Raw genomic sequence first — 16,709 nt, forward strand, 5'->3', positions numbered from 1 at the left:
ACACTTATGTACGACAGGAAAGTGACATCATGTCGCCGTCACACTTAAGCAGCGTGCCGGTCTCTCGGTGGTTACCGTGCTTCCGCGCGGCGGGCCGAAAGCGCAGCAACGGCTTGGACTTCCGTCAGCAACCTTATCGGGTCAACTGGCTTTACCATGACGCGGTTTGCGCCATTCAGCAAGACCTGTCTACGGGATTCGTCGCGCTTGTCGGCGGTCAGCACGATGATCGGGACCGGGGGAACATCAAGCCGGCGCTCATGTCCGCGTAGCCGGCCAAGCATGTCGATGCCATCGCCGCCCGGCATGGAAAGATCGCTGATGACGATATCGGGGCGTGCGCTTCCTTCCGACAGCGCGCAGTCGAGAAGCGTTTCGAAGTGGTCGACATGCTGGACGGTATGGCCGGCTTTCTCCAACATGGCGCGAATGAGCATCGCGTTGATCGGGTCGTCTTCGGCCAACAGGATTCGCAGCCCGCTCTGGATGCCCGCCTCCGGGATGACGACGCTGAATCCAGGCTGGTTGTCGTTCAGAGCGTCACGCTTCTCCATGCCGCGCATCCTGCCGCGCAATACGTCGATCAGCGACTGCTCTCGCAGCGGCCGTATCAGCCATGCGTCGAAGAGGTCGAGCGCATGGGCGTTGCGCTCCTCGGGGTTGACCAGGAAGATCTTGCGCAGCCCCAGTGCAGCGATTTCCGCGCGATCGGCGAGGTGGTCGGCAAATTCTCCCGACATGCGGTGGTCGACGATAATGTCCGTTGGCCGGCATCCGCGCGCCGTCATGGCAAGCAGCATCGCATGCGCGCTCTCGCCATCAGTGACCAGGTGGCAATCGCCGCCGAGCGTTGTGATCGTCTCAGAAATCGCCAAGCACGCCGCGCCGGGTGGCGCCAGCAGCAGGACGACGCTGCCGGCAAGCACCGTATTCCGGCGCGCGCGGTTTTCCTCCGGAATGTCGATCGGAAAGCGGATGCTGAACTCGCTGCCGGTGCCTCTTTCGCTCGAGACCGCGAGCGAGCCGCCGAACTCGCGCATGATGCGGGCAGAGATCGACAGACCAAGTCCCGTCCCGGCACTCTTGTCGACCGTGCTTCCGCCCTGCTCGAATTCACCGAAGATGCGGTTCTGTTCTTCCTCGGTCATGCCGGGGCCGGTGTCGTTGACGCTGATCAGCACACCATTGCCCTGCTGGGATGCCCGCACGAATACGCCACCCGCCTGCGTGAATTTAACGGCATTGCCGATGACGTTGAACAGGACCTGACGTAGGCGTGCCGGATCGAAGCTCATCAGTTCCGGCAGGTCGGAGGAAACGGTTGCGCCGATCTCGATGCCCTTTTCGTGGGCGCGGTGGGCGAGCATCTCGACCACGCTCTCGAGCAGCTTGCGCAGAGATTCTGCCCGGGGACGGAGCTGAAAACGACCGACCTCAATCGTCGAGAAATCGAGCAGGTCCTCGACCAGTTGCGTCAGTGCATAGCCGGATTGGCGAATGCCGGTGAGGTAGTTCTGCTGTTCCTGGGTCAGACGGGTCTCGCTCAGCAGGTGCGTCATGCCGAGGATGCCCGAAAGTGGCGTGCGGATTTCATGGCTGACGGTCGCAAGCAGCCGCGATTTCGCGGCACTGTTATATTCGGCTTTCTGCCGCGCCTCTTCGCGGGACTGCGCTGTTAGCCGTTCTTCGGTCACATCGCGGGCGATGCTCTGCAGCAACAGCCGTCCGTCGCCGGGATCGCGGGTCACGACGTCGCGCCAGACGTAGATGCGCTGGCCCTCAGGCGTCGAGATCTCCACCTCGAAGCGGTGCGGTGCGGGACCCGGACGAAAGGCGATCCCGATCTCCTCACAGGTCAGCCCTTCCGGATTGAGGCGACCGGTCAGCCGACGGAACATCTCGTTGGCGCCGACGATGCGCCGGTCCATGCTGCGTGTGACGGTAATGTCGCCAAGCGCGTCATGGATATCGGCGAAGAGAACCGCGCCTTGGCTCCACGCGGGAGAAACGCCAGTCGAGGGGCTCCGCGTGCTTCTCCGTTTGGTGGCCGAAAAGACTGCAAGAAGGGCCATGGCGGATAGGGCGGCAACGCCAAGCCCTATCGAAAGCACCGGGGAAATACCGGCTTTGGATATGGCAATGAGGATCAGACCGGCAACAAGCCCAAGTCCGCCCAACCACCATGACAGAAGCTTGCGGCCTATCCGGCGACGATGGGGTTGTGGCGAAACGAGCCCGGTTTGCGGGTCAACAGCATCCAAAATCCACGCGCCATGGCGACGAGCGGTACGCCGCCCAAATGCGGCGGCAAGTCTTTCGTGCAATTGACCGAGACTTTGCATGGTCGCGGGATAGCACAACGGCGGTTCCAAATGCCTTCAGCAAATCGCTAGGATTTTAACGGTCTGCGTTTTTAGGTTGTATCAGCTCGTCAAGAATCACGCATCCCGCGCCGATCGTGATAAAACTGTCGGCTAGGTTGAAGACGGCGAACGACCATGTCTCGGTATGAAACAGGATGTAATCGATCACATGCCCGTAGAGGAACCGGTCGATCAGGTTGCCGAGCGCGCCGGCGATGATCAGCGCATAGCCGAGATGAGCAAAGGTGCGCTGCTTGCCAGTGCGGTGCCAGAGCCAGATGACGAAAGCGACGATAACAAGGCGCATGCCGACGATGAACCACCCGTCCATGCCAGAGAGCATCGAGAAGGCGACGCCGAGATTGTACGTCCGGTAGAGCGCCAGCATCGGGATTAGATGCACCGGCTCCTGAAGTGGCAGCGTACGGTCGACGACGATCTTGACGATCTGGTCAAGCACGACGGCAATGACGATGAAGATCAGGATCGGCAGCGGCCTGGCAAACAGCGTCGGGCGCTCTAGCGTCTGTTCGGTCATTTGGCCTCGTCGAGTGAGAGAAGGTGACGCCGTGCCTCGAAGAGCATGACGGCGCTGGCGACGGCAAGATTGAGGGAGTCGGCGCGGCCCTGCTGCGGAATACGGGCAAGCGCATCGGCTTCCTTTGCAAGATGCTCGGGCAGCCCAGACTGCTCGTTGCCCATCAGGATCACCACCGGCTTCTTCTTGTAGTCGATCGTGCGGTAGTCGACCGATCCGGCCAGGTGCGTCGCGACGACGGAAACGCCGGCGTGCTTCTTCCAGGCGATAAATTCTTCCGCCGTGGCGCGTGCAACGGGAACGGCAAACACCGAGCCCATGGTGGCGCGCACCGTTTCCAGCGAGAAGGGATCAGTCGTTTCGCCGACGAGGATGACGCCGGAGGCGCCGGCAGCATCCGCGGTGCGAATGATCGTGCCGAGATTGCCGGGGTCGCGCACGCGGTCGAGGGCAATCCAGGTTTCGCCTGGCTTCGGGTGGATCTCGCGCAATGGCTTCCAGCGGCTTTCGAAGATGCCGACCACCATCTGCGGATTGTCGCGGCGGGTGATCGAGGAGATCACCTTCTCGCTGACCTCGAGCACCAGGCCACCCGAGGCGACGGTCTTTGCCGCCATCTGCTCGACCAGCGGCTTGCCCTTGGCTGCCTTGGCGTAAACGAGGGTGCGGATTGTCCAGCCGAGTTCAATGGCATCGATGACAAGCTTCAGCCCTTCGGCCATGAAGGTACCGCTCTGCTCGCGGTTTTTCTTGTCGCTAAGCGCCTTGATGTCCTTGATGATAGGATTGGCGAGCGAAGTGACCTCTTTCACGTGCCCGACCTTATGCGGGCCGTGGCCCCTGTGTTCATGGCTCATTTGGGTACCAACGGGAGAAGAGAGAGGTGGAAAGGGCGCGGCCCGGCCTATTGCCGTCCAGCCCGGCCTCGCGAATGACAAGCTCGCCGGATTCGACGACACCGCCGGCCCCGCGCATGGTCTCGCGCATCAGTTCGTGGATCGAATAGAAGCTGGCGCGGATCGAATAGGCGGTCAGCACGAGCCCGACAGCCTTCGGAGACAGGATTTCGCGGCAGATGTCGAGCATTAGCGGTAGGTGGGCGAAAAGATGCCAAACCTCGCCGTTCGGGCCGCGGCCGAAGCTTGGCGGATCAGTGAGGATGATGTCGTAGGTGTTGCCGCGGCGTTCTTCCCGCAGGATGAACTTCATCGCGTCTTCGCAGATCCAGCGGATCGGCGCCTTTTCCAGTCCGCTCATCGCCTGGTTTTCGCGTGCCCAGCCGATCGCTTTCTTGGAAGCATCGACATGCGTAACCTCGGCGCCCGCAGCGGCGGCGACGAGCGAGGCGACACCGGTGTAGCCGAACAGGTTCAGAACCTTCAATGGCCGCTTGGCGGCCTCGACCTGCTGTTTCATCCAGGTCCAGTGGGCGATCTGCTCGGGAAAGACGCCGACGTGGCGGAAAGAGGTGAAGCGGCCGAGAAAATCGACGCCGAGCAGATTAAGCGGCCAAGTCTCGCCGAGCGCTTCCTTGGGAAAGCGCCAGCGCCCGGTGCCTTCCTCGTCGGTGTCGCCGGTGAAGACGGCATCGACTTTCTCCCAGGCCTGTTTCGGCAAGGACGGCTGCCACAATGCCTGGCCCTCCGGGCGCACGATCCGGTAGGGGCCGTATTGCTCCAGTTTCTCGCCATTGCCACTGTCGATCAGATGGAAGTCGCCTGCGCCGAGGGACTCGAGGATAACGGGCACGCGTTCAGCCGGACGTTCGCCAGTGCGCACCATCAGCGGCCGGTCGATTGCCGTCGGCACGGAAGCCGGTTCGCGCACCTTCTCACGAACTGGCGCTGGCTTCGCTGCCGGCTTTATCGGCCGCTGGCCGCGATCGTCAGGGCGGCGTCCGCCCGAGGGGCCGGCGGCGGATTTCTGGCCAGGCCGGCGTTCTTTCTGTCTCACGTGATTTTCCGCGTGCTTCAATTCGATAGAACTCGTGCAAATAGCATCCTGTTTCACCTTGGCAAAGCGCTTTCGGGCTGTGATAAATTGAGGCAGGTCGAAATGGGAGGATTTCGGATGGACTTGACCGGCGAAGAACGGATTACCGCGCCTCGCGATGTCGTATGGGCAGCGCTCAATGACCCGGAGATATTGAAGCAGTGCATTCCGGGCTGTCAGAGCCTGGAAATGAAGTCCCCAACCGAGCTGACGGCTGTGGTCAAGATCAAGATCGGTCCGGTTTCGGCAACCTTCAACGGAGAGGTCACGCTTTCCAATATCAACGCGCCGGAAAGCTACACGATCTCAGGCGAAGGCAAAGGTGGTATCGCCGGCTTTGCCAAGGGTGGCGCCGATGTGGTGCTGAAGGACGAGGGCAACGAAACGGTCCTGCAGTACGAAGCAAAAGCCCAGGTCGGTGGAAAGATCGCGCAGCTCGGCGCACGACTGATCGACTCGACCTCCACGAAGCTGGCGCAGCAGTTCTTCTCGAGTTTCAACGCCGCCGTCAGTGCCAAAGCCGCAGAATAAGGGTCGGAATTGACAGATCTCTCCGTTCAGACGCAGCCGCAATCCGTCAAGTGGACGATCAGATCGCCACGGGAATCGGATCTGGAAACTCTGGCAGACATTTATCTCGCCGTGCGCCGCGAGACCTTTGCGTGGGTCGATCCAGCCAGCTTCCGCCACGATGATTTCAGGGCCCACACACAGGGCGAACATCTGTGGCTCGCGGAGGCGCCAAACGGCGAAATCGCCGGCTTCATGACGTTGTGGCCGCCGGACGATTTCATTCACATGCTCTATGTCAGCAGATCCTGGCAGGGGCAGGGCGCCGGTGCCGCGCTGCTCGCGGCGCTCCCCGATTGGCCGCATAACAAGTATCGCTTGAAATGCCTGGTGAAGAACAACCGCGCCAAGGCCTTCTATTGTTCGAAAGGGTTCGTCGTCACCGGATCAGGCACATCGGCGGAAGGCGACTACGAGGAGATGAGTTTTTATCCAGACGCGTAGAACCACGCGTCTCCGACCCTATTGCAACTGCGGCTTTTTCAGGAACTGATTGCGGTCGGCGGACCTGATGCGCAGCCACGCCTCCCGGCCATCACGCAGCACGCGCATCGGGATTTCCGCGCCCGCCGGACCGCTGCTCCAGACCTTGCGATAGAAATCGGCAAGTCCATCGACTTCGCCATCGCGGATTTCGGAAATGATGTCACCTCGCCGCAGGCCGGCGGTATCCGCGGGGCTGCCTTCAGCGACGCTCATCACGATCACATCGCCGTTGCTTTCCGCCGAGAAGGCTCCAAGCCACGGCCGCGGCGGTTTGTTGACGCGCCCGCGCGTCATCAGGTCGTCCAGAATTGGTGGAAGCAGGTTGATCGGCACGATCATGTTGATGTCGGCGACCTCGCCGTTCTGGCTCATCTGCAAACGCAGCGAACCGATCCCAAGCAGCTTGCCCTCGGCATCAATCAGGGCGGCGCCGCCCCAGGACGGGTGCGCAGGCGTGGTGAAGATTGCCTCATCCAGAAGATATTCCCAGTAGCCGGCGAATTCCTGCTTTGCAACGATCCTCGCCTCCACGAATTGGCCGATGCCATCCGCCAATACGACGGGATCACCGAGGCCGGCTCCGGTCCCGCTTCCGAATTCCAGGGCCGGCAGGCCGAGGTCGCCGAGAGCCTGCAGCAGGCCGAACCCGGTCTCCTGATCATACGCGAGCGGATGGGCTGCGATCACCCGCCCGTCAAGCGTCGTCAGCCAGACTTCCTCGGCTTCGGTGATCAGGTAGCCAATGGTGAGGACCAGCCCGGATGAGTTGATCACGACGCCGCTGCCTTCGCGGCGTGTGCCAAGTGTGCCTGCTGTAAAGGCGTCTTCGGGAATTGATGAGCGGACGGCCACGACTGACCGCAGGATTTCGTCGATATTCATGGTCTCATCCTCGCAAGGCGCCGCGCGTGTGTCGTAGAACGACTGTGCCTAGCAGATGTGCAGCGGGTCTACTTTGTATAGCTATGAAGCTGGGGCGATGGCTGCAAGTGCTTGCCCCGCCGAATTTCAGCCTCGCTTCGGGCGAGCTGTCACCGCGACGGCAGCTGTCCGGCAATTTCCTCGGCGCGGTTTTTGTGCCGATCCGCCTCTGCCTGCCAGCGAACCGCTTCCTTAGCCTCGGTGCGAGCGCGCTTGCGATATTTGCTCTGGTTGAACCAGGTGGCAGCCGAACCGACGACCATGCCGATGATCAGCGCGATAAAGATGAATACAAAGAATGGCGCCGACAGCGAGAGCACGCGGTCTTCCGGCAGGAAGGGATTGAATGCGAGCGTAACCACCTGCCTGTTGGCGACGCAGAAGACAATGAGGATGATTCCGAGTGGCAGCAAAATCAATAGGTTGGTGATCTTTTTCGCCATGCTCGGCCTCCGTATTTCAACGCCCACCGCCTTTGGCGTAGCGCTTTGATCTGGTCAGCAGGATAGTGGGCCGAGAGCCAAGTTCAAGTGCAGGCTTGCCGCAGGCAGTCGTGATCGCGAGGATCAATCCTCTTCGTCGGCCTGTCCCGGGTTGAGACGCTCGCGCAGCTCTTTGCCGGTCTTGAAGAAGGGAACCCACTTCTCCTCGACGAAAACGGTATCGCCGGTGCGCGGATTGCGGCCGGAACGGGAAGGGCGATTTTTGACCGAGAAGGCACCGAAACCGCGCAGCTCGACGCGGTTGCCCGCCGCGAGCGCATCGGTGATCTCGTCGAGCACCGCGTTGACGATATTTTCGACATCGCGATGGTAAAGATGCGGGTTGCGAGCTGCAACAATCTGCACCAGTTCGGACTTGATCACTTCTGCCCCCTTAAATTATTGATTTCTTATTGGTCATTGCCAACCTGCCAAACTGAAAGGAGCCCGTCAAGGAGCAACTTTTGGGGCAGAATTCCACCAAGGTCCCGCGCCTTGGCAAGATTGTCGTAGCCGAGCAGTGTCAGGATTTGAGATGCGCTGTCTGCGAGCAGGAAGGGTGTGCTGCTTCGCTTGTCCCAATCGACCTCCGGTAGGCTCTTGCTGACCTTGCGCGTCTCCAGGTAGGCGCGGATCTCGTCATCCCCGCCGATCTGATCGATCAACTTGGCCTTCAAGGCCTGACGCCCGGTGAAAATCGTGCCATCCGCCAGTTTTAGCACCTCATCACGCGGCAGCTTGCGCCGCTCGGCGACGAGATCGACGAACCACCCATAGCTGTCGACGATCATACTGTTGATCATCGCCTTGGCCTCCTCGCTCGCCGGATGGAACGGCGAGGGTTCGGCCTTCAGGGGCGAGGATTTGATTTCTTCAAGCGACACGCCGATCTTGTCCAGCAGCGGCTTGACCTGCGGATATTGGAAGATCACGCCGATCGAGCCGGTGATCGAGCTGTCGCCGGCAATAATCATGTCGCCGGCAGTCGCGATCATGTAGCCGGCGGAAGCGGCCAGCGTCCGCACGTCGGAGACGACGGGTTTCTTGGCGGCGATGGCGCGGATAGCCTTGAAGACCCTTTCACCGCCATAGGTCGTGCCGCCGGGCGAGGAAATGGAGACGACGACGGCCTTTACCGCATCGTTCTTTTCGATCTTCTTCAGTCGCTCCAGCAACTCGTCATCATCGGTGATCAGTCCGGAAATGGTCACGTGGGCGACGTGTGGCCGGCTGCGTGGGACGTCGCCGATGAAGGCGCTGTAGGCGGCAAAGCCCAGTGCCACGAGCAGCAACACCGCGACGACGCGCCAGAAGCCGACCTTGCGGCGAAGCCTGCGGCGATCGGCGATCATCGAACTGTCCATTAATTCCTCCAGGGGGTGGCGAGCACGCACGACCCCTAACCTTAGGGCTATTGCGCCGTTCGGACACGTTGATTTTACACGTTCCGGCGCCTTTGTTGCTTGTTGCAGAAAAAAATCCATATTGGCAAGTCAGTGTAATAATGCGAAACGAACTGTGATCGGGCGCGGCAACGCCTATATAAGCTGCCCGATCACGGACATGGACCAGGTTATGCTCAATACATTGAACACCAGCGGAAAGGCCGACTATGCGGCGCCGAAGCGAGGCGCCTATGTCGATGCGCGCTTCCATTCCGCACGTGTACGCCGCCTGAAGGTCATTCTGCCGGTGGCGGCCGTCGTGGTGTCGCTGGTCTTTATTGGTGTGTCTGTTATCCGCACCTATCTGCCGGAAAATATAAAGATCGAGGGCGCCAAGATCGAGAACGGCAAGGTCGTAATGGAAAAGCCCGCCATCTCGGGCCGCAATTCGGACGGGATCAACTATTCGATGCTGGCCGAACGGGCGCTCCAGGATATCAAGAATCCGAACCTGATGACGCTTGAGAAGATCAAGGCTGCGGTGCCGATGAAGGACGACCTGATCGCTCGCGTCGAAGCGACGTCTGCGGACTACGATCGCGCGACCGACAATCTCGATGTTCGATCCCCCTTTGCCATTCTGTTGAGCAACGGCCTTACGGCCAAGTTCCAGACCGCCAAGGTGGATATCAAAGGTGGGAAACTCACCAGCGAGGATCCCGTAAGTATTCAGAAAGATGGCGCCTCTATTGTTGCGCAGTCGATCAAGATGACGGATAAGGGGCAGACGATCACATTCGAGGGGAATGTACGCATGAATGTCGATCCGTCCGCTATTCACAAACAGGGCACTTAACAGCCGGGTCACCATGACAAACGATTGTCGCATTTCTACCCGCAAGGCGGGAGCAGTATTTTTCAATGGCGCGGTCGCGCTGCTGCTGTTGGCCGGAGGCGCCCTGGCGCAGGCAACGACCAGCCAAATGGACGGCCTGAAGCTGAACAGGGACGAACCGATTCAGATCGAGAGCGACAAGCTGGAGATCCACGATCAGGAGCACACGGCCGATTTCACGGGCAATGTGAAGGTCGTACAAGGCAAGACAACGCTGCAGGCCGGCCACATGACGGTCTATTACAAGCCGAAGGCCGATCCCAACGCGGCGCCGGCCGCTGGCGCCAAGAAGGCTGCACCCGCCCAGAACACCTCGGCGTCGATTTCATCGGGAAACACGGATATCGATCACATCGTGGTCACGGATAAGGTGTACCTGACCTCGGGCACGCAGACAGCGACCGCCGACAACGGTTCGTTCGATATGGCCAAGCAGCTGTTCATCCTCAAGGGGGACAAGGTTGTCTTGACCGATGGACCGAACGTCTTTACGGGCTGCCAGTTGACGGTCCACATGGAAACAGGTCAGGCACAGTTGGACAGCTGCGGGGGGCGCGTCCAGATCCAGCTTGATCCGAAGTCACAGAAACAGAACTGACCCCGGCCTTACCACGTGAAGTTATTCTCGCTATCGACCATGTTCGGCAGGTCCGGGCAGCAAGCTGCTGAGACCCCCGCCGGTGACAAGAGCCGCTATCAGGGCACGCTAATCGCGCGCGGTCTGACAAAGACCTACAGCACGCGGCGCGTGGTGAACGGCGTGTCGCTGGTCGTTCGACGTGGCGAAGCCGTCGGGCTGCTCGGCCCGAACGGTGCCGGCAAGACTACCTGCTTCTACATGATCACCGGGCTCGTACCCGTTGACGAGGGTACGATCGAGATCGACGGCAACGATGTCACGACGATGCCGATGTACCGTCGCTCGAGGCTAGGTGTCGGCTACCTGCCGCAGGAAGCGTCGATCTTCCGTGGGTTGACCGTCGAAGAAAATATTCGCGCGGTTCTTGAAGTGCACATCAACGACAAGGCTGCACGCGAGAAGAAACTCGACGAGCTGCTCGACGAATTCCATATTCGCAAGCTGCGCAAGAGCGCCGCGGTGTCGCTCTCCGGTGGCGAGAGGCGGCGTCTGGAAATTGCTCGCGCACTGGCAACCGATCCGACCTTCATGCTGTTGGACGAGCCGTTCGCCGGCGTCGATCCGATTTCCGTCGCCGACATCCAGCACCTCGTGCATCACCTGACAGGGCGCGGTATCGGCGTGCTGATCACCGACCACAATGTGCGCGAGACACTCGGCCTGATCGACCGCGCCTACATCATCCATGCAGGCGAAGTGCTGACGCATGGTCGCGCCAACGACATCGTCAACAATCCGGAAGTGCGCCGCCTGTATCTCGGCGACAATTTCAGCCTCTGACGCGTGCAGGCCAGCCCGGAAATTCACCTTCCGTGACGGTTCTGCTTGACCAAATAGAATAAAAAAGCAATTTTTGGGCCAACTTGGATATCCGTGGCCTGAGCCCGTGGCAGGACGCGGTTTCCCGGAGGAGACGAACGGGAGTTTCGCGTCCGCTATGGCATTGTCGGCCAACCTTTTTCTGCGCCAGAACCAGTCGCTGGTGATGACACCGCAGCTGATGCAGTCCATCCAGTTGCTGCAGATGACGCATTTTGAGCTGACCCAGTTCATTGCCCAGGAAGTTGAGAAAAATCCGCTGCTCGAGATTCCGTCGACTGACGCAGACGCAGCTCCCGAGCGCGGCGGCGCGGAAGACGAGGCTTACGCATCGCAGCCGGACGAGACCTCCGAAGACGGCTACGACAGCCGGACTGAAGTTCTGTCGGGCGACTGGTACGAGAGTGGCAACGCCGGGGGCGCAAACCGCCTCAGCGATGAACTCGACGCCAACTACGCCAATGTCTTTCCCGATGACGGTGCCCCGCAGCGCGCCGATGCGCCGGAGCTGATCAGCCAGTGGAAATCGATGCCCGGCGGCGGCGATGGGGCAGAGAGTTACGATCTCGATGATTTCGTTGCCGGCCAGACCTCTCTGCGCGACCACCTGGCCCAGCAACTGCCCTTTGTTCTGCCCGACATGGCCGACCGGATGATTGCCCAGCATCTCGTCGACCAACTCGACGAGGCCGGCTACCTTCACGGCGATGCGACCGAGGCGGCCGATCGCCTGGGCGCCGACCCCGACGATGTCGAGCGGGTGATCGCAGCCCTGCAGACCCTCGATCCGCCCGGTGTTTTCGCCCGCAATCTGGCGGAGTGCCTGGCGATCCAGCTTCGCCAGAAGGATCGCTTTGATCCTGCTATGCAAGCGTTGGTCGGCAATCTCGAGCTTCTGGCGCGGCGTGACTTCGCGACACTGAAACGGCTTTGCGGCGTTGACGAGGAAGATCTGCTCGACATGCTGAGCGAGATCCGCCAGCTCAACCCGAAGCCCGGCACCGGCTTCGAAGCAGGGATGTCCGAGGCGATCATGCCTGACGTCGTCGTGCGCGCAAGCGCCGATGGTGGCTGGCTGATCGAGCTCAATCCGGACACGCTGCCGCGCGTTCTGGTCAATCAGGCGTATTTTTCAAAAGTTACGAAAAGTGGCGATGACTACGCCTTTCTGTCGGAATGTCTGCAGACCGCCAACTGGTTGACCCGGAGCCTCGATCAGCGGGCTAAGACGATCATGAAGGTGGCAAGCGAGATCGTCCGGCAGCAGGATGCCTTCCTGATGCATGGCGTCGATCACCTGCGACCGCTCAACCTCAAGACGGTGGCGGATGCCATCAAGATGCATGAATCCACGGTCAGCCGCGTGACGTCAAACAAGTACATGCTGACACCACGCGGCCTCTTCGAGCTCAAGTATTTCTTCAGCGTTTCGATCAGTGCCGTTGAAGGCGGCGATAGTCATTCGGCCGAGGCCGTCCGCCACAAGATCCGGACGCTGATCATGCAGGAAACCCCGGAGGCCGTGCTTTCGGATGACGATATAGCGGATATCCTCAAGAAGAGCGGCGTCGATCTCGCTCGTCGCACAGTGGCAAAATACCGTGAAGCAATGAGCATTGCTTCCTCCGTCCAGCGCAGGCGCGAAAAGAAAGCCCTGGCCAAGGTCGCGGGCTTTTGAGAGCGATTTCGCAGCCATCAGTGCGTGTATTTCAAGGCGCTAATAAAAGTCTGTTGACATTTTGGTAACTTCTGGCTAGAAGCCCGCCGCAATTGGCGCTGTGGACAGCGCTAGGAAGTTATCCCCATCATCCTCAGGGCGCCTGAAGCCGGCAACTTCGGCCGATCTTGCTTGGGATCGTGCGAAGTGCTTGGATGAGCGGGAGCCTTGGCGTAAACTGGTACTCGCAAACTACCATAAGAAGGGAAACTCCATGAGTGTGCGTGTATCCGGTAAACATATGGAAATTGGTGACTCGTTTCGTCAGCGGATCGAGGACCAAATCGGTGTAGCCGTCACGAAATACTTCGACGGAGGGTATTCCGGTCAAGTGATCGTACATAAGGCCAACGCCCGGTTTTCCGCGGACTGCAAGCTTCATCTCGATAGCGGAGTTGTATTGCATGCCGCCGGAGAGGCGATGGATCCGCAGTTGGCGTTCGATGCCGCTTCCGAGCGGATCGAAAAGCGTCTTCGCCGCTACAAGCGCAAGCTGAAGGATCACTACTCTGGAAATCACCAGAATGGTTCAGCGGAAGTTGCCTATACCGTCATGGATGGCATGTCGGACAACGAAGACGAGATCCCGGATGATTTCGCGCCGGCGATCGTCGCCGAAAGCACCAAGCAACTGAAAACAATGTCGGTCGCGACCGCCGTGATGGCGCTCGACATGACGGATGAGCCGCTGCTGCTGTTTCGCAGCCCCGGCAAGGAACAATTGAACATCGTTTATCGTCGGCATGACGGTAACATTGGCTGGATCGATGCAGCCAGCATCAAAAGCTGAGGTTAAGGCGAAGGGCGGCAGTTAGGCTGCCGCCATCGCTCTCTCGGCGCAGAAGGAAAATAAAATGGCATTGGCAGATTTGCTGCAGCAAAATGCGATAATTCCCGCCCTCAGGGTAAATTCCAAGAAACAGCTCCTCCAGGAATTGGCTGCAAAGGCGTCGAAAGTCACAGGACTTTCGGAGCGGGAAGTTTTCGATGTTGTCCTGCAGCGCGAGCGCCTCGGCTCCACCGGCGTCGGCAACGGCATCGCCATACCGCACGGCAAGCTCGCAAGCGTCCACTCCATCGTCGGCATCTTCGCGCGCCTTGAGCAGCCGGTCGATTTCGAGGCTCTGGACGATCAGCCTGTTGACCTTGTGTTCCTGCTTCTCGCGCCAGAAGGCGCCGGTGCGGATCACCTGAAGGCCCTGTCTCGCATCGCCCGCGTGCTGCGTGACCACGATCTTGTCGCCAAGCTGCGCGCGACCGACTCCGCGTCGGCGATCTATGCATTCCTCAATGAAGAGCAGACCTCGAACGCTGCCTGAGCATTCGACATTCCATTAGAAAAGGCGCCTGATTGCTCAGGCGCCTTTCTTGTTTTGAGCGACCGGGCTCGGCTTAGAATTCCTCCCAATTGTCCTGGGCCAGTGCTGCCGAACCGTGTGTCTGCGGGACGGCCCGGCGCGGTGCCGGAGCTGCGGCCTGGCGATAGGTCGCAGCGGCGGTCGGCGCACGCATCTGCTGAGCCGTCGAGCGCAGCGCCGAAGCGTGGCTCATGCCGGATACGCGGAAGCGCGTGACGAGCTGCTTCAGCGTCTGCGCCTCGTCGTTGAGCGTGACGCTGGCGGCCGTCGTCTCCTCGACCATGGCGGCGTTCTGCTGGGTCACCTGGTCCATCTGGTTCATGGCCTGGTTGATCTCTTTTAGGCCGATCGCCTGTTCGCTGGCCGATGCCGAGATCTGGCGGATGAGACCGTTGATACCCATGACCTGCTCGGAGATCTTGTGGAGCGTGTCGCCCGCGCGACCGACGAGATCGACGCCTTCCTTGACCTGTACGGCCGAGGTGTTGATGAGCGTCTTGATCTCCTTGGCGGCATTTGCCGAACGCTGAGCTAGCTCGCGGACTTCCTGCGCGACGACGGCGAAGCCCTTGCCGGCTTCCCCAGCGCGGGCGGCTTCGACGCCGGCGTTCAGTGCCAGCAGGTTGGTCTGGAAGGCGATCTCGTCGATGACGCTGATGATGCGCGAGACCTCTGTCGAGGACTGCTCGATGCCCTGCATCGAAGCGATCGCCTTGCGCACGACTTCGCCTGACTTTTCGGCATCCTCGCAGGCGAGGTTGACGTTATCAGCGGCGGTGCGGGCATTCTCGGCGCTCGAGTTGACCTGGGCGGTAAGCTCGTTCAGTGCCGCCGCCGTCTCTTCGAGGCTTGCTGCCTGCTGTTCGGTGCGCTTGGCGAGGTCAGAGGCACTGCCACTGATTTCGCTGGTGCCGGAGCCGATGTTCACGACGCTGAGGTTCATCGTCTTGATGGTTTCCTCGAGGCTTTCGAGCGCCGCGTTGAAATCCTGCTTCAGCTTGGCATATTCGCCCGGGAACTCCTCGGTGATGCGGTGACCGAGATTGCCCTGAGACAATTCGGACAGGCCAGAACCGACGATCGAGACGATGTGACGCTGCAGCGTGACGGACTGCTGCCGCTCGGCCTCCGACCGGCCGCGCTCGGCCTCGGCTGCGTCTCTCTGGTTGTTCGCTTCAGCTTCGAGGCGCTGCGTGTCGGCAAGCGCAAAGCGGAAGCCTTCCAGCGCCTTCGCGACCGAACCGATCTCGTCGGCCCGCTCCTGACCGGCAACCGGCTGCTCGTACTTGCCGTCGCTAAGTGCCTTGACGCTGGCGACGAGGCCGCCGATCGGGCGCTGGACGAGAGAACGGACGGCTAGGTAGAGGGCAATCATGACCGCGGCGAGCACGAGAATGCCGGCTGCGACCATCATGAAGGTCTGATCTTGAACAGGCGCGTTGATGGCGGTGTGCGGGACGTCGACGAGGACGACCCAAGTCGTGTTCACGTCGGGTAGGGCGAAGGGGTAAACGACGCGATCGAAGGGTTCATAACCGTCATAGGCGAGGTTCTTGACGACGGCGGGCTGCAGTGTCGAAAGCGCGCTCTTTACGGCGTCGGTGCCTTCGCCGTCGTAGTCCTTCATGGCGAGTTCGGGGATCGGCGAGACAATCCATTTGCCGGTCTGCGAGAGCAGCGTGACGCGGCCGGAACCGAAGGGATGCAGCGTCGAGAGCTTGTCGCGGAGCGACTTAAGCGAGATGTCGACGCCGCTGACACCGATCAGCTTGCCACCAGACATGACCGGATAGGCAATCGAGGTCATCGCGGTGTTTTCACCGGTGGTCGTTTCCGCATAAGGCGGCGACAGTGCGCCCTTCTTGCTCTCCGCAGCGAGCGCGTACCAGGCAGCCTTGTAGTCGGAATCAAAGGTCGAAAAGGTGAAGCCACCATCCTTGCTCTTCGTCCAGTAGGGGTTGAACGTGCCATCCTTGCCGGCGCCGAATTCGACCTTGCCTGCCATCGTCGGCGACTGGCCGTCAAAGGCGTTCGGCTCTTCGGCGAACCAGCTTCCGAAGGCGAACTGGTTGCGTTCGACGTTTGCCTTCAACATGTCGAGAACGGCCTTGCGGTCGAGATATTTGCCTTCCTGACCGCGGCCGATCGTGCCGGCCATCGAGCGGGCCGCGCCCGCCAACTCTCCAACGGAGGAAGCAACCTCGTTGGCGATCGCCTTCGCTTCGAGATTGGCTTGATCCATCGTTAGCGTCTGGACGCGGTTGCGCGTCTCGCCGATGAGGAAGAAATTGGAGACGAGGAGGACGAATGCGATGGCAATGCCGGTAATGAGGATAAGCTTGGCTGCAAGCGATTTCATGCGAAAGATGAACATGGAGTCCTCGGGGAGCAAGGATGTGCCGGACGGGGCATTCATCGGCACAGGGGACGGAGGCGTCGCCCCCTCATGGAGCAGCCGTTACAGAAACCGGCCCCCTAGGGAAGTCCGGTGATGGCTGGAACATCACCGAAAACCTCTTAAATTTGAATGAAATCCTATAAAA

The 16,709-nt window shown here is 60.4% G+C and carries 17 protein-coding genes; 8 read left to right on the forward strand and 9 right to left on the reverse strand.

Features of this window, described 5'->3' with window-relative positions; all coding sequences use genetic code 11:
• Nucleotides 1-71 precede the first annotated feature (71 nt).
• From FHX16_RS02240 to FHX16_RS02255, 4 genes are read right to left on the reverse strand one after another with little or no spacing between them, the layout of a single operon-like run.
• Nucleotides 72-2,342, reverse strand: a complete 2,271-nt coding sequence (locus FHX16_RS02240; protein ID WP_183860770.1) for an ATP-binding protein — start codon at nt 2,340-2,342, stop codon at nt 72-74.
• Between the two features lie 55 nt (nt 2,343-2,397).
• Nucleotides 2,398-2,901: a signal peptidase II gene (gene lspA / locus FHX16_RS02245; RefSeq protein ID WP_183860518.1), complete on the reverse strand. Its 504-nt coding sequence runs from the start codon at nt 2,899-2,901 to the stop codon at nt 2,398-2,400.
• Nucleotides 2,898-3,758 carry an RNA methyltransferase gene (locus FHX16_RS02250; RefSeq protein WP_183860516.1) on the reverse strand — a complete coding sequence of 287 codons (861 nt, stop codon included), beginning with the start codon at nt 3,756-3,758 and terminating at the stop codon, nt 2,898-2,900. Before FHX16_RS02250 ends, lspA begins: the two co-directional genes overlap by 4 nt.
• Nucleotides 3,748-4,854 carry a class I SAM-dependent methyltransferase gene (locus FHX16_RS02255; protein WP_183860514.1) on the reverse strand — a complete coding sequence of 369 codons (1,107 nt, stop codon included), beginning with the start codon at nt 4,852-4,854 and terminating at the stop codon, nt 3,748-3,750. Before FHX16_RS02255 ends, FHX16_RS02250 begins: the two co-directional genes overlap by 11 nt.
• Nucleotides 4,855-4,971: 117 nt before the next feature.
• Between FHX16_RS02255 and FHX16_RS02260 the strand changes: the two genes are divergently transcribed.
• The gene (locus tag FHX16_RS02260) at nt 4,972-5,424 is read left to right on the forward strand and encodes a carbon monoxide dehydrogenase subunit G (protein ID WP_183860512.1); all 453 of its coding nucleotides are present in this window, start codon (nt 4,972-4,974) and stop codon (nt 5,422-5,424) included.
• A gap of 9 nt (nt 5,425-5,433) precedes the next feature.
• Nucleotides 5,434-5,907, forward strand: coding sequence for a GNAT family N-acetyltransferase (locus tag FHX16_RS02265; RefSeq protein ID WP_183860510.1), 474 nt, complete (start codon nt 5,434-5,436; stop codon nt 5,905-5,907).
• Nucleotides 5,908-5,925: 18 nt separating this feature from the next.
• Here FHX16_RS02265 and FHX16_RS02270 read toward each other — a convergent pair whose 3' ends face one another.
• The 4 genes from FHX16_RS02270 to sppA form a co-directional block, all read right to left on the reverse strand.
• The gene (locus tag FHX16_RS02270; RefSeq protein WP_183753205.1) at nt 5,926-6,831 is read right to left on the reverse strand and encodes a S1C family serine protease; all 906 of its coding nucleotides are present in this window, start codon (nt 6,829-6,831) and stop codon (nt 5,926-5,928) included.
• A 149-nt stretch (nt 6,832-6,980) separates the two neighbouring features.
• Entirely contained in the window at nt 6,981-7,313 is a 333-nt protein-coding gene (locus FHX16_RS02275) for a lipopolysaccharide assembly protein LapA domain-containing protein (RefSeq protein ID WP_183753204.1), read from the reverse strand.
• A gap of 123 nt (nt 7,314-7,436) precedes the next feature.
• Nucleotides 7,437-7,736, reverse strand: coding sequence for an integration host factor subunit beta (locus FHX16_RS02280; protein WP_003544934.1), 300 nt, complete (start codon nt 7,734-7,736; stop codon nt 7,437-7,439).
• Between the two features lie 26 nt (nt 7,737-7,762).
• Nucleotides 7,763-8,716: a signal peptide peptidase SppA gene (sppA, locus tag FHX16_RS02285; protein ID WP_183860507.1), complete on the reverse strand. Its 954-nt coding sequence runs from the start codon at nt 8,714-8,716 to the stop codon at nt 7,763-7,765.
• 211 nt (nt 8,717-8,927) lie between these two features.
• Here sppA and lptC point away from each other — a divergent pair, with 211 nt between their 5' ends.
• The 6 genes from lptC (at nt 8,928) to ptsN (ending at nt 14,127) form a co-directional block, all read left to right on the forward strand.
• Nucleotides 8,928-9,593 (forward strand): LPS export ABC transporter periplasmic protein LptC, encoded by a 666-nt coding sequence (lptC, locus tag FHX16_RS02290; protein WP_183860505.1) that lies wholly within the window; start codon nt 8,928-8,930, stop codon nt 9,591-9,593.
• Nucleotides 9,594-9,606: 13 nt separating this feature from the next.
• On the forward strand, nt 9,607-10,230 hold the full coding sequence (locus tag FHX16_RS02295; RefSeq protein ID WP_016552527.1) for an LptA/OstA family protein: 624 nt from the start codon (nt 9,607-9,609) through the stop codon (nt 10,228-10,230).
• Nucleotides 10,231-10,269: 39 nt separating this feature from the next.
• The gene (gene lptB, locus FHX16_RS02300; RefSeq protein ID WP_016552528.1) at nt 10,270-11,052 is read left to right on the forward strand and encodes an LPS export ABC transporter ATP-binding protein; all 783 of its coding nucleotides are present in this window, start codon (nt 10,270-10,272) and stop codon (nt 11,050-11,052) included.
• A gap of 157 nt (nt 11,053-11,209) precedes the next feature.
• Entirely contained in the window at nt 11,210-12,769 is a 1,560-nt protein-coding gene (rpoN, locus tag FHX16_RS02305; protein WP_183860503.1) for an RNA polymerase factor sigma-54, read from the forward strand.
• A gap of 253 nt (nt 12,770-13,022) precedes the next feature.
• A complete protein-coding gene (hpf, locus tag FHX16_RS02310; RefSeq protein ID WP_016552530.1) occupies nt 13,023-13,598 on the forward strand; it encodes a ribosome hibernation-promoting factor, HPF/YfiA family in 576 nt (191 codons plus the stop codon).
• 64 nt (nt 13,599-13,662) lie between these two features.
• Nucleotides 13,663-14,127, forward strand: a complete 465-nt coding sequence (gene ptsN, locus FHX16_RS02315; protein WP_183753195.1) for a PTS IIA-like nitrogen regulatory protein PtsN — start codon at nt 13,663-13,665, stop codon at nt 14,125-14,127.
• Between the two features lie 73 nt (nt 14,128-14,200).
• On the opposite strand, the gene FHX16_RS02320 is transcribed toward ptsN, so the two are convergent.
• Nucleotides 14,201-16,540 carry a methyl-accepting chemotaxis protein gene (locus FHX16_RS02320; protein ID WP_183860501.1) on the reverse strand — a complete coding sequence of 780 codons (2,340 nt, stop codon included), beginning with the start codon at nt 16,538-16,540 and terminating at the stop codon, nt 14,201-14,203.
• Nucleotides 16,541-16,709: the final 169 nt, after the last annotated feature.

Origin of the sequence: Rhizobium sp. BK661 (assembly GCF_024808825.1) — a bacterium.
Classification (GTDB): domain Bacteria; phylum Pseudomonadota; class Alphaproteobacteria; order Rhizobiales; family Rhizobiaceae; genus Rhizobium.

Bases quoted from the DNA above. Each gene is read 5' to 3' on its own strand.
- FHX16_RS02260 (WP_183860512.1), top strand. From the start codon at position 4,972: ATGGACTTGACCGGCGAAGAACGGATTACCGCGCCTCGCGATGTCGTA.
- FHX16_RS02250 (WP_183860516.1), bottom strand. From the start codon at position 3,758: ATGAGCCATGAACACAGGGGCCACGGCCCGCATAAGGTCGGGCACGTG.
- ptsN (WP_183753195.1), top strand. From the start codon at position 13,663: ATGGCATTGGCAGATTTGCTGCAGCAAAATGCGATAATTCCCGCCCTC.
- hpf (WP_016552530.1), top strand. From the start codon at position 13,023: ATGAGTGTGCGTGTATCCGGTAAACATATGGAAATTGGTGACTCGTTT.
- lptC (WP_183860505.1), top strand. From the start codon at position 8,928: ATGCTCAATACATTGAACACCAGCGGAAAGGCCGACTATGCGGCGCCG.
- lptB (WP_016552528.1), top strand. From the start codon at position 10,270: ATGTTCGGCAGGTCCGGGCAGCAAGCTGCTGAGACCCCCGCCGGTGAC.
- rpoN (WP_183860503.1), top strand. From the start codon at position 11,210: ATGGCATTGTCGGCCAACCTTTTTCTGCGCCAGAACCAGTCGCTGGTG.
- FHX16_RS02240 (WP_183860770.1), bottom strand. From the start codon at position 2,342: ATGCAAAGTCTCGGTCAATTGCACGAAAGACTTGCCGCCGCATTTGGG.
- FHX16_RS02270 (WP_183753205.1), bottom strand. From the start codon at position 6,831: ATGAATATCGACGAAATCCTGCGGTCAGTCGTGGCCGTCCGCTCATCA.
- FHX16_RS02275 (WP_183753204.1), bottom strand. From the start codon at position 7,313: ATGGCGAAAAAGATCACCAACCTATTGATTTTGCTGCCACTCGGAATC.
- lspA (WP_183860518.1), bottom strand. From the start codon at position 2,901: ATGACCGAACAGACGCTAGAGCGCCCGACGCTGTTTGCCAGGCCGCTG.
- sppA (WP_183860507.1), bottom strand. From the start codon at position 8,716: ATGGACAGTTCGATGATCGCCGATCGCCGCAGGCTTCGCCGCAAGGTC.
- FHX16_RS02295 (WP_016552527.1), top strand. From the start codon at position 9,607: ATGACAAACGATTGTCGCATTTCTACCCGCAAGGCGGGAGCAGTATTT.
- FHX16_RS02320 (WP_183860501.1), bottom strand. From the start codon at position 16,540: ATGTTCATCTTTCGCATGAAATCGCTTGCAGCCAAGCTTATCCTCATT.